13 protein-coding genes and 1 other annotated feature are annotated in these 13,836 nt (G+C 41.8%); of the genes, 12 read left to right on the top strand and 1 reads right to left on the bottom strand.

Annotation, left to right across the window (positions count from 1 at the left end):
* The first annotated feature begins 8 nt into the window (after positions 1 to 8).
* The 6 genes from uxuA to xylB all read left to right on the top strand — a co-directional run bounded on the left by uxuA (position 9) and on the right by xylB (position 6,411).
* Positions 9 to 1,106: a mannonate dehydratase gene (gene uxuA / locus LD028_RS16740; RefSeq protein ID WP_219985242.1), complete on the top strand. Its 1,098-nt coding sequence runs from the start codon at positions 9 to 11 to the stop codon at positions 1,104 to 1,106.
* Positions 1,103 to 1,948, top strand: a complete 846-nt coding sequence (locus LD028_RS16735) for an SDR family oxidoreductase (protein ID WP_032100304.1) — start codon at positions 1,103 to 1,105, stop codon at positions 1,946 to 1,948. Before uxuA ends, LD028_RS16735 begins: the two co-directional genes overlap by 4 nt.
* A 46-nt stretch (positions 1,949 to 1,994) precedes the next feature.
* The gene (locus LD028_RS16730; RefSeq protein WP_237812436.1) at positions 1,995 to 2,789 is read left to right on the top strand and encodes a Nif3-like dinuclear metal center hexameric protein; all 795 of its coding nucleotides are present in this window, start codon (positions 1,995 to 1,997) and stop codon (positions 2,787 to 2,789) included.
* Between the two features lie 43 nt (positions 2,790 to 2,832).
* Positions 2,833 to 3,495, top strand: a complete 663-nt coding sequence (locus LD028_RS16725; protein WP_237812435.1) for an SGNH/GDSL hydrolase family protein — start codon at positions 2,833 to 2,835, stop codon at positions 3,493 to 3,495.
* Positions 3,496 to 3,565: 70 nt separating this feature from the next.
* The gene (xylA, locus tag LD028_RS16720) at positions 3,566 to 4,891 is read left to right on the top strand and encodes a xylose isomerase (protein WP_237812434.1); all 1,326 of its coding nucleotides are present in this window, start codon (positions 3,566 to 3,568) and stop codon (positions 4,889 to 4,891) included.
* 17 nt (positions 4,892 to 4,908) lie between these two features.
* Complete coding sequence (gene xylB, locus LD028_RS16715) at positions 4,909 to 6,411, top strand: xylulokinase (protein ID WP_237812433.1); 1,503 nt, start codon at positions 4,909 to 4,911, stop codon at positions 6,409 to 6,411.
* 38 nt (positions 6,412 to 6,449) lie between these two features.
* On the opposite strand, the gene sspI is transcribed toward xylB, so the two are convergent.
* Entirely contained in the window at positions 6,450 to 6,659 is a 210-nt protein-coding gene (gene sspI, locus LD028_RS16710) for a small acid-soluble spore protein SspI (RefSeq protein WP_035018475.1), read from the bottom strand.
* An 83-nt stretch (positions 6,660 to 6,742) separates the two neighbouring features.
* Here sspI and msrA point away from each other — a divergent pair, with 83 nt between their 5' ends.
* The 6 genes from msrA to LD028_RS16680 all read left to right on the top strand — a co-directional run bounded on the left by msrA (position 6,743) and on the right by LD028_RS16680 (position 13,798).
* The gene (msrA, locus tag LD028_RS16705; protein WP_237812432.1) at positions 6,743 to 7,267 is read left to right on the top strand and encodes a peptide-methionine (S)-S-oxide reductase MsrA; all 525 of its coding nucleotides are present in this window, start codon (positions 6,743 to 6,745) and stop codon (positions 7,265 to 7,267) included.
* A complete protein-coding gene (locus tag LD028_RS16700; protein WP_237812431.1) occupies positions 7,264 to 8,016 on the top strand; it encodes a TrmH family RNA methyltransferase in 753 nt (250 codons plus the stop codon). Before msrA ends, LD028_RS16700 begins: the two co-directional genes overlap by 4 nt.
* A 57-nt stretch (positions 8,017 to 8,073) precedes the next feature.
* Positions 8,074 to 8,309 (top strand) — a binding site (T-box leader).
* A gap of 48 nt (positions 8,310 to 8,357) precedes the next feature.
* Entirely contained in the window at positions 8,358 to 9,392 is a 1,035-nt protein-coding gene (gene pheS / locus LD028_RS16695; RefSeq protein WP_237812430.1) for a phenylalanine--tRNA ligase subunit alpha, read from the top strand.
* 15 nt (positions 9,393 to 9,407) lie between these two features.
* Complete coding sequence (pheT, locus tag LD028_RS16690; RefSeq protein ID WP_237812429.1) at positions 9,408 to 11,822, top strand: phenylalanine--tRNA ligase subunit beta; 2,415 nt, start codon at positions 9,408 to 9,410, stop codon at positions 11,820 to 11,822.
* A 181-nt stretch (positions 11,823 to 12,003) separates the two neighbouring features.
* Positions 12,004 to 12,447 carry a hypothetical protein gene (locus LD028_RS16685; protein WP_237812428.1) on the top strand — a complete coding sequence of 148 codons (444 nt, stop codon included), beginning with the start codon at positions 12,004 to 12,006 and terminating at the stop codon, positions 12,445 to 12,447.
* A gap of 160 nt (positions 12,448 to 12,607) precedes the next feature.
* A complete protein-coding gene (locus LD028_RS16680) occupies positions 12,608 to 13,798 on the top strand; it encodes an ISL3 family transposase (RefSeq protein ID WP_043967848.1) in 1,191 nt (396 codons plus the stop codon).
* Positions 13,799 to 13,836 lie beyond the last annotated feature (38 nt).

The raw sequence follows: 13,836 nt of genomic DNA, 5'->3' as shown, positions 1-13,836 counted from the left end.
GGTAGATCATGAAAATGACGTTTCGATGGTTTGGAGAAGAAAATGATACAGTTTCACTAGACGACATTCGACAAATTCCAGGTGTTGAAGGAATTGTAGGCGCGCTATACCATATTCCGGTCGGAGAAACTTGGCCTCTAGAAGATATATTACAGCTAAAACACCGAGTTAACGAAAAAGGTTTTCATCTTCATGTAATTGAAAGTGTTAATGTTCATGAAGATATTAAGTTAGGCCTTCGATCTAGGGAGGTGTACATTAACAATTATAAACAAACGATTCGCAATCTTTCAAAAGCAGGGGTGAGAGTGATTTGTTATAACTTTATGCCTGTTTTTGACTGGATTCGATCTGATTTAGCGAAAGTGCGTCCAGATGGTGCAAGTGTATTAGCTTATGAAAGGGAAAAGATTGAAGAAATAGAGCCAGAAGAAATAGTAAGATTTATTGAGAATGGGTCAAATGGTTTTTTACTTCCCGGATGGGAACCGAAACGATTGAAAACAATAAAGTATTTCCTCAAATTATATAAAGGGGTAACAGAGGATGATTTATTGGATCACTTACGTTACTTTTTGGAACAAATTATTCCAGTCGCAGAGGAATGTGGTGTTCAAATGGCTATTCATCCGGACGATCCACCGTGGTCAGTGTTCGGCCTACCTCGCGTTGTAAAGGATAAAAGAGATTTAGAAATAATAACCAATATGGTTGATAGCCATTCAAATGGATTGACTCTATGCTCTGGATCATTAGGGGCAAGCCCAAATAACGATGTGGTCGAAATATTTAGATATTTTTTAGAGAGAAAGCGTGTACCGTTTGTTCATGTAAGAAATATAAAAACCTTCGAAAATGGAAATTTTGAAGAAACGTCACATCGCAGCTGCGACGGCTCATTAAACATATGCGAGATTGTGAAAGTTTTGCATGAATTAGATTTCAAAGGTTATATTCGTCCAGATCATGGTCGAACAATATGGGGAGAGAAAGCACGGCCGGGTTATGGATTGTATGATCGAGCTCTTGGCATTATGTATTTGTTAGGTATTTGGGATAGTTTGGAGAACGAGAAAAGAGAGACAGGGAAGGGGATAAATAGATGATACCCATTCATCAAAATTTAAAAGGGAAAGTAGCAGTTGTAACAGGTGGCGGAGGCACTTTATGTAGTTACATGGCAAAAGAGTTGGCTCGTCAAGGTATGAAAGTAGCTATTTTGAATCGAACGCTTGAGAAGGCGGAGCAAGTGAAAGAAGATATTATGAAAAGTGGTGGAGAAGCTTTAGCTATTGAATGTAATGTGTTGGATGTGGGTAGTGTAACTAAAGCTGCTGAAGAAGTTCTCGCTACTTATGGATCATGTGATGTACTTATTAATGGTGCAGGTGGTAATCATTCGAAAGGGATCACGTCAAAAGAAGTTCTAGAACTGTGGGATTTAGGAAATAAAGAAATTATAACTTTTTTTGACTTGACTAAGGAAGGTTTTGAATATGTTTTCAATTTAAATATTCTCGGTACACTCATTCCATCGCAACTGTTCCTTAAACAGATGATTGGTAGAGGGGGAACGATCATTAACATTTCCTCAATGAGCGCTCCGAGGCCGATGACGAAAGTACCTGCATATAGCGCAGCAAAAGCTGGAGTCGAAAATTTCACAAAGTGGCTTGCTGTACATGTGGCTGAGGTGGGGGTACGTGTTAATGCGATAGCTCCGGGATTTTTTTTGACAAAACAAAATGAGCATCTTCTTAAACATGTGGATGGTTCATACACAGAGCGCACGAGGAAAATTATATCTCATACCCCTATGAGAAGATTAGGTAATCCAGAAGATTTGTTAGGGACATTAGTTTGGTTGGTGGATGATCGGATGAGTGGTTTTGTAACAGGAACGATTATACCTGTAGATGGCGGTTTTTTAGCATATTCAGGAGTATAGTTCGGAGATATTAATCAACGTGATTTTTTCGAAAGGATAAAAGAGTATGCGGATTACTGTTCAGCATGTAGTTGATCAATTAATGAAGGGAGTAGAAAAAGTTCCTAATACTGTAGACTCCCTCAAGTATGGTAAAATCAACATGGAAGTAAAAGGGATTTCGGTGAGTTTTATGCCTACTTATTATGTCATAGAGCAAACGATTCTGAGGAGGGCTAATCTTCTTATCACACATGAAGGATTATTTTATAGTCATAGTGATCATATGGTAATGTTCCAAAATGATTCAGTATATCAAGAGAAGCTACGCTTAATTCGAGAGTCAGGTATAGCGGTTTATCGTTTCCATGATTATTTGCATCGACAAAAGCCCGACGGCATAATGCTTGGCTTGCTCCGTGCTTTAGGATGGGAAAAATATGTTTCTAATCATCGCTTGCATACAACAATAATTTCCATTCCTCCTACAACATTAAGCGATATTGTTGAATATGTGAAGAGGCAGTTGCAAATTCCATTTGTGCGGGTCACTGGAGATTTGTCTATGTATTGTACACGAATTGGAGTGTTAGTAGGTTATAGGGGGAGTGGGGAATTATGCATCCCTTTATTTGAACAAGAAAAGTTAGATTTAATTATTTATGGAGAAGGTCCAGAATGGGAGGTTCCAGAGTATGTGAGAGATTCCTTACAACAAGATAAACATAAGTCTTTAATCGTGCTTGGCCATTCTGAGAGTGAAGAGCCAGGAATGAAATATTTGGCGGAGCAATTGCAGTCAACGTTTCCTAATATCCCTGTTCATTTTATTGGTGAAAGGCCTGTGTTTCAAATAGTTTAGTTAAATTATTTTCCTGTTTTTTGAATTTTGGAGGAGGATAAAAATGAAGATTGGACGAGGGCATAAGCTGTTATTTATCGGTGATTCGATAACCGAATGTAACCGTACAAAAGACAAGGATAATGAATTAGGAGCGGGTTACGTCTCTTATGTAAACGCTCTACTGCAAGTAAATTATCCAGAGATGGGGATTCGTGTTATTAACAAAGGGGTCAGTGGAAATAATGTCCGAGATTTGAAGGGGAGGTGGCAAGAAGATGTTATGCATGAGCGGCCGAACTGGCTATCAATCTTAATTGGAATTAATGACGTTTGGCGTCAGTACGATACTCCTTTTATGAAAGAAAAGCATGTGTACTTAGATGAATATGAAGAAACATTGCGAACACTTGTTACAGAAACAAGACATTCAGTCGAAGGGATCATTCTTATGTCGCCATTTTATATAGAAAGTAACAAATTAGATGCCATGCGTTGTACAATGGATCAATATGGTTCAGTTGTAAAAAAAATCGCGAAAGAAACAGATAGCCTATTCGTCGATATACAAGAGGCCTTTGATAGATTACTAAAATTTTTTTATCCTGCTGCGTTAGCTTGGGACCGTATTCATCCGTCAGCACCAGGGCATATGGTTATTGCACAAGCTTTTTTGGACGCAATTAATTTCGATTGGAAAAAGAATTGTGACAACTTTGTTTATTAGATAGACAAACTAACTTAAACCTGTTATAATTCAACTTGAAGATTTTATAAAAATCGGGGAGGAATCCGACATGGTTTATTTTGAAAACGTTAACAAGGTAGTTTATGAAGGGCCAACATCGAAGAACCCGCTTGCTTTTAAGTTCTATAATCCTCAAGAAAAAATAGGGGATAAAACAATGGAGGAGCATTTGCGCTTTTCAGTGGCATACTGGCATACGTTTGTAGGAGATGGATCGGATCCTTTTGGTGTTGGAACAGCTATTCGTCCTTGGAATCGATATAGTGGCATGGATTTAGCAAAAGCACGTGTTGAAGCAGCGTTTGAATTATTTGAAAAGTTGGACATTCCATTTTTCTGCTTTCATGATGTTGATATTGCGCCAGAGGGAGATAATCTTGTAGAGACATATAGAAACTTAGATGAAATCGTTGATATGATTGAACAATATATGAAGACGAGTAAAACAAAGTTGCTTTGGAATACAGCTAACTTATTTACGCATCCACGTTTTGTACACGGCGCAGCCACTTCTTGCAATGCTGATGTGTTTGCATATGCGGCGGCGAAAGTGAAAAAGGGACTAGAAATCGCTAAGCGGCTCGGTGCAGAAAACTATGTATTTTGGGGCGGGCGAGAAGGGTATGAAACGTTATTGAACACCGACATGAAGCTAGAGCTTGACAATTTAGCCCGTTTCTTGCATATGGCTGTTGACTACGCAAAAGAAATTGGTTTTGATGGACAATTCTTAATTGAGCCAAAACCGAAAGAACCAACGAAACATCAGTATGATTTTGATGTCGCTACAGCGTTAGCATTTTTACAAACATATGGACTAAAAGATTATTTTAAATTTAATATTGAAGCTAACCATGCGACATTGGCCGGACATACATTCGAACATGAATTGCGAGTTGCACGCATTCATAACATGTTAGGTTCTGTTGATGCAAATCAAGGAGATACGTTGCTTGGTTGGGATACAGATGAATTTCCAACGGATCTATATACAACAACACTTGCGATGTATGAAATTTTACAAAATGACGGACTTGGCCGTGGTGGATTAAATTTCGATGCTAAGGTAAGACGTGGCTCGTTCGAACCGGAGGACTTATTTTACGCTCATATTGCCGGTATGGATAGCTTTGCAATTGGACTAAAAGTTGCACACCGCCTAATTGAAGATCGTGTATTTGAATCCGTCATTGAGGAACGATACAAGAGTTATACTGAAGGAATTGGTCGCGACATTGTTGAGGGTAGAGCCAATTTTCATACGCTAGAGACATATGCATTGCAACTTGGGGATATCCACAATCATTCAGGACGTCAAGAGCGTTTGAAAACGTTGCTTAATCAATATTTACTCGAAGTTTGTGCAGGACGTTAATGAAATGAGGGATGAACTTGGAACACGTCATTGGTATTGATTTAGGAACAAGTGCAGTTAAAGCATTACTCATTGACTGGACAGGAAAGATCAAAGGGGAGAGTACGGAAGCGTATCCCCTTTACCAACCACATTCAGGATATAACGAACAAAACCCAGAAGATTGGGTAGAAAAAACGATTACTGCATTGCGAAAAGTGTTGCAAGTATCAAATGTTGATCCAAGTTCGATTGTTGGCATCAGTTTTTCTGGGCAAATGCACGGGTTAGTGTTATTATCTGAAAACAATGAGGTTGTGCGACCAGCTATTCTTTGGAACGATACAAGAACGACGGAACAATGTCGATGGATTGAAGAGAGAATTGGAAATGAGAAATTGTTATCCATTACAAAAAATCGGGCACTTGAAGGATTTACATTACCAAAATTATTATGGGTGAAAAAACATGAACCCCATCTTTATAAGCAAGCTCGTACGTTTTTATTGCCGAAAGATTATGTTCGCATGCGCCTTACTGGCCATGTTGCCATGGAATATTCCGATGCGGCAGGAACGTTACTTCTTGATATAAGAAAAAAAGAATGGAGTCAAGAAATTTGTCAATTACTTGATATCGACATTCGGTTATGTCCCCCATTAGTGGAAGCTACCGATTATGTTGGTACGTTGTTACCTGAAATAGCGGAAAAAACAGGTCTTCCAACAAGTGTAAAAGTATTTGCTGGGGGAGCAGACAACGCATGTGGTGCGATTGGTGCAGGTATATTAGAAGAAGGACAAACGATGTGTAGTATTGGGACATCTGGTGTTGTGCTTGCATTTGAGCAAACAGGTGGAAAGGAATTTGGAGGAAAAGTACATTATTTTAATCATGCAAAACCAGATTCGTACTACATTATGGGCGTAACATTAGCTGCCGGATATAGTTTTGATTGGTTCAAGCGCACGTTGCTAAATGATATGTCCTTTTCCGAAATTGTCAAACGAGCGTATAGTCAATCACCTATTGGGGCAAATGGATTATTGTTTACGCCATATTTAGTCGGAGAGAGAACACCTTATGCAGATGCAGATATTCGATCCTCTTTCATCGGAGTGGATGCTACTCATACGATATGGGATTTTGCTCGTGCTGTTTTAGAAGGAATTACATTTTCTTTAAATGAATCGGTTGAAATTATTAGAGCAAGCGGAAAACGAATAGATACCGTCGTTTCAATTGGAGGGGGCGCTAAAAGTGCAGAGTGGTTACAAATTCAAGCGGATATATTTGCTACCCCAATTGAAAAGTTAAAAAACGAGCAGGGACCGAGCATGGGTGCTGCGATGATTGCAGCTTATGGGTGTAAGTGGTTCCCATCCTTAGAACATTGTGCTCGTGTATTTAAAAAGGTAGAACAAATTGTCGAGCCAAATAACGAAGCGGTAGAGAGGTACAAGGAAATTTTCTTGGTGTATAAGGAAATATATACGCAAACAAAGGAAATATCTAAGAAGTTAAAAGCGTTTAGAAAATGAAGATCCCCCTTAAATATAAATAGCCTTCAATGCGAAGGCTATTTTTTTACGGCTTTTTCTAATGTTTCAAGCATCGATTGTTTTTGTTCTTCTGTCGCGTGATTCCATAGTGCTTCGAATAAGACACCAAGACCGGGTAAATATTTTTCTTCACCTTGTTGAATCGCATCAACGATCGTATGTTGAAGCTGGTCTTTTGAACTGTTTGCGACGTTTGCCATAACGGCACCACGTAAATTAAAATCCATTTGACTCACTCCATTCTTTATGTATTGCGTAAGTAGTTTTTGCTATAATGATAACTACTATTCATAAAAGAGGAGAGAGAAACATGGAAAAAGCAACATTTGCTGGTGGGTGTTTTTGGTGCATGGTTACGCCGTTTGAAGAACTTGATGGGATTTACGGCATCGTTTCTGGATACACAGGCGGTCATGTGGAACATCCGACGTATGAACAAGTGAAAACAGGAACGACAGGACATTATGAAGCGGTACAAATTACGTTTGATCCCGATGTATTTCCGTATGAAAAATTGTTAGAGTTGTATTGGTGTCAAATTGATCCGACGGATGACGGGGGGCAATTTCACGACCGTGGCCCACAATATCGAACAGCAATTTTTTATCATAATGAACGGCAAAAAGCATTAGCTGAACAATCAAAAAAACAATTAGAAGAAAGTGGACGTTTTTCAAAACCGATTGTGACAAACATTTTACCGGCGACGACATTTTATCCAGCTGAGGACTACCATCAAAACTACCATAAGAAAAACCCAAAACATTATAAGGAAGACCGAGCGGCATCTGGACGTGATGAATTTATTGCGAAACATTGGGGGAAAAACGAGTGAAGCGAATTGAATCGCCGAAAAACGAGCGGGTGAAACAATGGAAAAAGCTTTTAACGAAAAAAGGGCGCGACAAAACCGGTCTGTTTCTCATTGAAGGATTTCATTTAGTAGAAGAAGCAGTGAAAAGCGGTGTGCACATTGAACAATTGATCGTTGTTGAGCATGCGTCCATTCCAGCTAGTTGGAATATTTCTCATATTCCGATGACGATCGTGACCGATGAAGTGATAAAAGCGATAAGCGACACAGAAACACCGCAAGGCATTGCAGCGGTATGTAAACAAATGCATTGGAACGTGGATGATGTGCAAACAGCGTTGTTCGTTGATGCAGTACAAGATCCCGGAAACTTAGGGACGATTATTCGCACAGCAGATGCTGCAGGAATAGACGTTGTCGTTGTCGGAGAAGGAAGCGTCGATATATATAACGCAAAAGTGATTCGCGCCACGCAAGGTTCGTTGTTTCATTTTCCTGTTGTCAAAGGGGACATAGGGCAATGGATCGCTCGCTTCCAAAACAAGCATATCCCCATTTATGGAACATCGCTGCAAAATGGGGCAGACTACCGTTCTGTATCTCCTTCTTCATCGTTTGCATTAATTGTTGGAAATGAGGGAAGCGGGGTAAGCGATAAGTGGCTACAACAGACGACAACAAACTTATATGTGCCGATTTATGGGAAGGCAGAATCGTTAAACGTAGCCGTTGCAACAGGGATTTTACTTTACCATTTGCAGAAAAAATAAACGCAACCTTGCACGTTATTCCCCATTTGCTTATAATAAATGAAGAATTTCATCATACAAAAAACGATGATCGAGAAGAGTAGCTTGCCGATCGCCATTCAGGGAGAAAACGCCATAGACTGCGAGCGTTTTTATGGCTTAAGCAAGTGAATTCACCTCGGGAGTTGGCGCTTGGACCATTTTGCGCATGCAAAATGTAAAGGCGTTCCGGTGTAGACCGTTATCGCAATGAAGTGAGCTATGTTGATTGCATAGCTAACAAGGGTGGTACCGCGAGTGCACTCGTCCCTTACTTAAGGGGCGAGTTTTTTATTTTTATACATAACAAAGGAGGGTATTTCATGAAAGAACGGTTACAACAGCTTCAACAAGAAGCGCTCGTTCAAATTGAGCAAGCAGCCGATTTAAAAACGTTAAACGATGTGCGCGTGGCGTATCTTGGAAAAAAAAGCCCCATTACAGAAGTGCTGCGCGGGATGGGGGCATTGTCGCCTGAAGAGCGCCCGCTCATGGGAGCACTTGTCAACGACGTACGCGAAGCGATTCAACGAGCATTAGAAGCAAAACAAGCAACACTTGAACAAGAAGAAGTAGAGAAAAAATTGGCATCTGAAGCGATTGATGTCACGCTTCCAGGGCGTCCAATGAGACGTGGCAATCATCATCCACTCACGCGCGTTATTGAAGAAATTGAAGATTTGTTTATCGGCATGGGCTATACGATTGCCGAAGGTCCAGAAGTAGAGCAAGATTACTACAACTTTGAAGCGCTCAATTTGCCAAAAGGTCATCCAGCGCGCGATATGCAAGATTCATTTTATATTACAGAGGAAATTTTATTGCGTACACATACGTCTCCGGTGCAAGCGCGCACGATGGAAAAACATCAAGGACGCGGTCCAGTAAAAATCATTTGCCCGGGAAAAGTATATCGTCGCGACAACGACGATGCGACACATTCGCATCAATTTACGCAAATTGAAGGGCTCGTTGTGGACGAAAACATTCGCATGAGCGACTTAAAAGGAACGTTGCGCGAATTTGCGCGCAAAATGTTTGGAGAAGACCGCGACATTCGCTTCCGTCCAAGTTTTTTCCCATTTACAGAGCCGTCTGTTGAAGTGGACGTATCATGTGCCAATTGCGGTGGACACGGTTGCAGCGTATGTAAAGGAACAGGTTGGATTGAAATTTTAGGGGCAGGAATGGTTCATCCGAACGTGCTGGAGATGGCAGGATTTGATTCGAAAAAATATACAGGCTTTGCGTTCGGGATGGGGCCGGAGCGTATTGCGATGTTGAAGTACGGCATTGATGATATTCGTCATTTTTATCAAAATGATGTTCGTTTCTTACAACAATTTAATCGGATGTAAAAGGAGGTTGGAACGATGTTTGTTTCATATAAATGGCTACAACAATATGTCGATTTAACAGGCATTACCGCAAAAGAATTGGCTGATCGCATCACAAAAGCAGGTATTGAAGTGGAAAGCGTCGAGGTGCGCAATAAAGGAATACAAGGTGTCGTCATCGGACATGTGCTTGAGCGTGAACAACATCCGAACGCTGATAAATTAAGCAAATGTTTCGTTGATATTGGCGAAGAGGAACCGGTGCAAATCATTTGCGGGGCGCCGAACGTGGCAAAAGGACAAAAAGTTGCGGTGGCTAAAGTTGGTGCCGTATTGCCCGGCAACTTTAAAATTAAACGCGCAAAACTGCGCGGTGAAGAATCGAACGGCATGATTTGTTCGTTACAAGAACTTGGCGTGGAGTCGAAATTAGTGCCGAAAGAATACGCCGATGGCATTTTCGTTTTCCCAAGCGATGCACCGGTCGGAGCGGATGCGCTAGAACTACTTTACTTGGATGATGAAGTGTTGGAGCTTAGTTTAACACCAAACCGTGCTGATTGTTTAAGCATGATCGGCGTCGCTTATGAAGTGGCAGCGATTTTAGGGCGGAGCGTGAAGCTTCCGGCCATTGAGTTGAAAGAAAACGACGAAAACGTTCATGACTACATTTCTGTACGGGTCGATGCACAAGAAGATAATCCGTTATATGCGGGACGCATTGTGAAAAACGTGAAAATCGGTCCATCCCCTCTTTGGATGCAAGCGCGTTTAATGGCAGCTGGCATTCGTCCACACAATAACGTTGTTGATATTACGAACTACATTTTGCTTGAATATGGTCAACCGCTTCATGCGTTTGACTATGATCGCCTCGGTTCGAAAGAAATTGTCGTTCGCCGTGCGAAAAACGGTGAAACGATCGTGACGCTTGATGATGTAGAGCGCACGCTTACAGAAAACCATCTCGTCATTACGAACGGGAAAGAGCCTGTCGCTTTAGCTGGTGTGATGGGCGGTGCGAACTCGGAAGTAAAAAATGACACAACGACCGTGTTTATTGAGTCCGCGTATTTCGCAAGTTCGGTTGTTCGCCAAGCGGTCAAAGATCACGGATTGCGCAGCGAGTCGAGCACACGGTTTGAAAAAGGAATCGATCCAGCGCGGACAAAAGAAGCGCTTGATCGCGCGGCTGCGTTAATGGCGGAATATGCTGGCGGAGAAGTCGTTGGCGGCGTTGTGGAAGTGAACACACTGCAACAAAAAGATGTTGTTGTCACGATTACGTTAGATCGTATCAATCGCGTGCTTGGCACAGCCATTACGAAAGAAGAAGTTGCGAATATTTTAACAAACTTGCAATTCGCGTTTACAGAACATGACGGTACGTTTACGATTACCGTTCCGTCGCGTCGTGCAGACATTACAATTGAAGAAGACATCATTGAAGAAGTGGCGCGTCTATATGGCTACGACCATTTACCTGCGACATTGCCGATCGGCGAAGCAAAGCCGGGGAAATTAACGCCATATCAAGCAAAACGTCGTCACGTGCGCCGTTATTTAGAAGATGCAGGCTTGTTCCAAGCGATTACGTACTCGCTCACAAACGAAGCAAAAGCAATGATGTTTGCGCTTGAAACGGCGGAACCGATTCGTCTTGCTCTTCCAATGAGCGAAGAACGAAGCGTCTTACGGCAAAGCTTAGTGCCGCACTTATTGGAAGCAGCAAGCTATAACCGTGCCCGCCAAGTCGAAAACGTAGCGCTATACGAAATCGGCTCGGTATATTTAGCTAACGGCGAACATGAACTGCCGAACGAAAAAGAACGTCTCGCAGGCGTTTTGACAGGTGTATGGCACGCCCATTTATGGCAAGGGGAGAAAAAAGCAGTTGACTTCTATGTCGTTAAAGGAATTTTAGATGGTTTGTTTGCGTTGCTAGGATTAGAAAACCGCGTGGAATATAAGCAAGCAAAACGCGAGCACCTTCATCCAGGGCGCACGGCCGATATGTTGCTAGACGGCAAAACAATTGGTTTTATCGGTCAGCTACATCCGAACGTGCAAAAACAATTTGATTTAAAAGAAACGTATGTGTTTGAACTAGACATTGAAGCATTGTTGAAGGCGGAAGTAGCCGACATTCGCTATACGGCGATTCCACGCTTCCCGTCGATTACGCGCGACATCGCCCTTGTCGTTGATGAGCATGTCGTCGCGGGTGAGTTGCAAAAAGCGATTATCGAGGCAGGCGGTGAACTGTTGAAGGATGTATCGATTTTCGACGTCTACAAAGGCGACCGCCTCCCGGAAGGCAAAAAATCGATCGCCTTCTCGCTCCGTTACTATGACCCAGAGCGGACATTAACAGATGAAGAAATAACAAACGTTCACGAACAAGTCATCAAAGCGGTCGAACAACAATTCGGCGCCACATTGCGCGGGTAAAGCGAACCCCCATCTGATGCACGGGCATTGGATGGGGGATTTTATGTCCTTGGCGGATCGGTGGGGGCGTTTTTTTGTCTAGTCCGCCAAAATTGGCGGGGTTCGACATCAAGTTGGCGGTGAATAATGGAAAAAAGTGAAGTATAATCAAATTATCAAAACGAAAGGAGGAATTTTTAAAATGATTCGTCAATTTGTAAGCATAGCAGTAGCAGTAATGCTTGTTGGAGGAATTTTATTTGGCATAGGAAAAGATTCATTGGCAACTTCGAATCAAACGGGGATAAAAGAATCGGGGACGATTACTCCTCAATCGATTGCATCAAAGACAAAAACAACAACGATCCAAGTTGGACAAACCGTTCAAACTTTGTATGTGACAGGAACTTTTAAAACTCAGTATAGTGATGTTCACAAAAGACAACTGTTTTCGGGAGTTAAATCGATTTCCTCAAAAGCATCCGGCAGTGGGACGTGGACACAGACAGGATATAGTGTGGAATTAATTGACAGTGGGCGCACATACGTCATTACAGTGTCAGGAAAATATTCCTATAATGGTGCAACATATACGATTTCAACAAGTATAGAATTTTATTGTAATGCTAATCGTTCTATTGGGTAGTAAGTGATAACAAAGCAAAAGACTTGTCACAATCTTCGACAAGTCTTTTTATTTTTGGTTCATCACCAAATTTTGTGATTTAGTGACAAAAAAGAGAAAGCACTAACGAGATCCTAGCAATAATGTTAGTGGTGAAATCAACATTAAGGGGGTCTCGTAAGTGCTTTCTATATCACTAGGATTGCCAGAATTTAAAGTGATTAAACAAGAACTTCTTTCCTATGGTTATGCGATTCATGTAGAGAAAACAGAGACACAGGAACGCTGCCCTCATTGTGGGTTTGCCACTTCCACTGTCCACGACAGACGGACAAGAAAAGTACGGGATTTGGCGATTTTCCATCAGCCGGTGTACTTGTTCGTCAAGGTAAAGCGCTATCGGTGCTGGAATTGTTCCCGAGTGTTTTCTGCCTCTTTGGAATCGATTCAGCCCAATCAACATTACACTAATCGATTTTGTGAGTACTTGTATGAACTTTGTGAAGGCTCCGCCATTCAAGAGGTTAGCCGAAAGCACCGCATCCCATATACGACATTGGAACGCATCTATTACTCCATCGCATCGAAAAAAGCAAAAGAGCGTCAAACAGCGATAGAAGCATCTTCTCAAGAAGAGATGGTGCTTAGCTTAGATGAGATCGCGGTAAAAAAGGGACATCAGTATGAAACCGTATTGATGGATGCCAAAGACGGATCGGTCATGGGAATGCATGCCGATCGCCAATGTGACTCCGCCATCAACTTGTTGAGCCAAAATATCCTGTCGAAAGAAATGGTCCAAACGGTGATTCTTGACATGTGGGAACCTTATCATAAGGCGGTTCGCGCCCTGTTTCCATCTGCTTCGATTGTCATCGATAAGTACCATGTGGTTCAAAAAGTGACCCAAGCCTTGGATCAAGCAAGAAAGGAATTTTCTCCATTGAAAAAGGCTCGATATCTTCTCTTAAAAGGCTGTGAAAAGCTTCGTAAGGACCAACGGCGTCGATTAGACGATATCTTGGAGGAGTATCTGGTACTTTCCATTGCTTATTATCTAAAAGAGTTGTTTCGGGATTTTTACCGAACCGATGGATATAATGAAGCAAAGGAACGCTTGGAAGAATGGATTAAGTTAGCCAAACAGAGCCCTTTTGCTTCTTTTCAGGAAGCAGCCAACACGCTTGAAAGGTGGAAGGAGCCTATTCTTTCCTACTTTTTGTGCCCATATACGAATGCCCGAATTGAGGGGACGAATCACAAGATCAAAAACATCAAACGCCGGGCATATGGCTATCGAAATCTAGAACGGTTTCGTTTGCGTGTATTTCTGGAGTGTACAGGGAACACTACAGGTAGTCAGGCTGCTTAAGCGCTCCCTTCTTCCGCTATCGGTATGATAGTTGGTAG

Source organism: Anoxybacillus sp. LAT27, assembly GCF_022030075.1.
GTDB lineage: Bacteria > Bacillota > Bacilli > Bacillales > Anoxybacillaceae > Anoxybacillus > Anoxybacillus kestanbolensis.
This window is presented reverse-complemented; position numbering and strand designations above follow the sequence as displayed.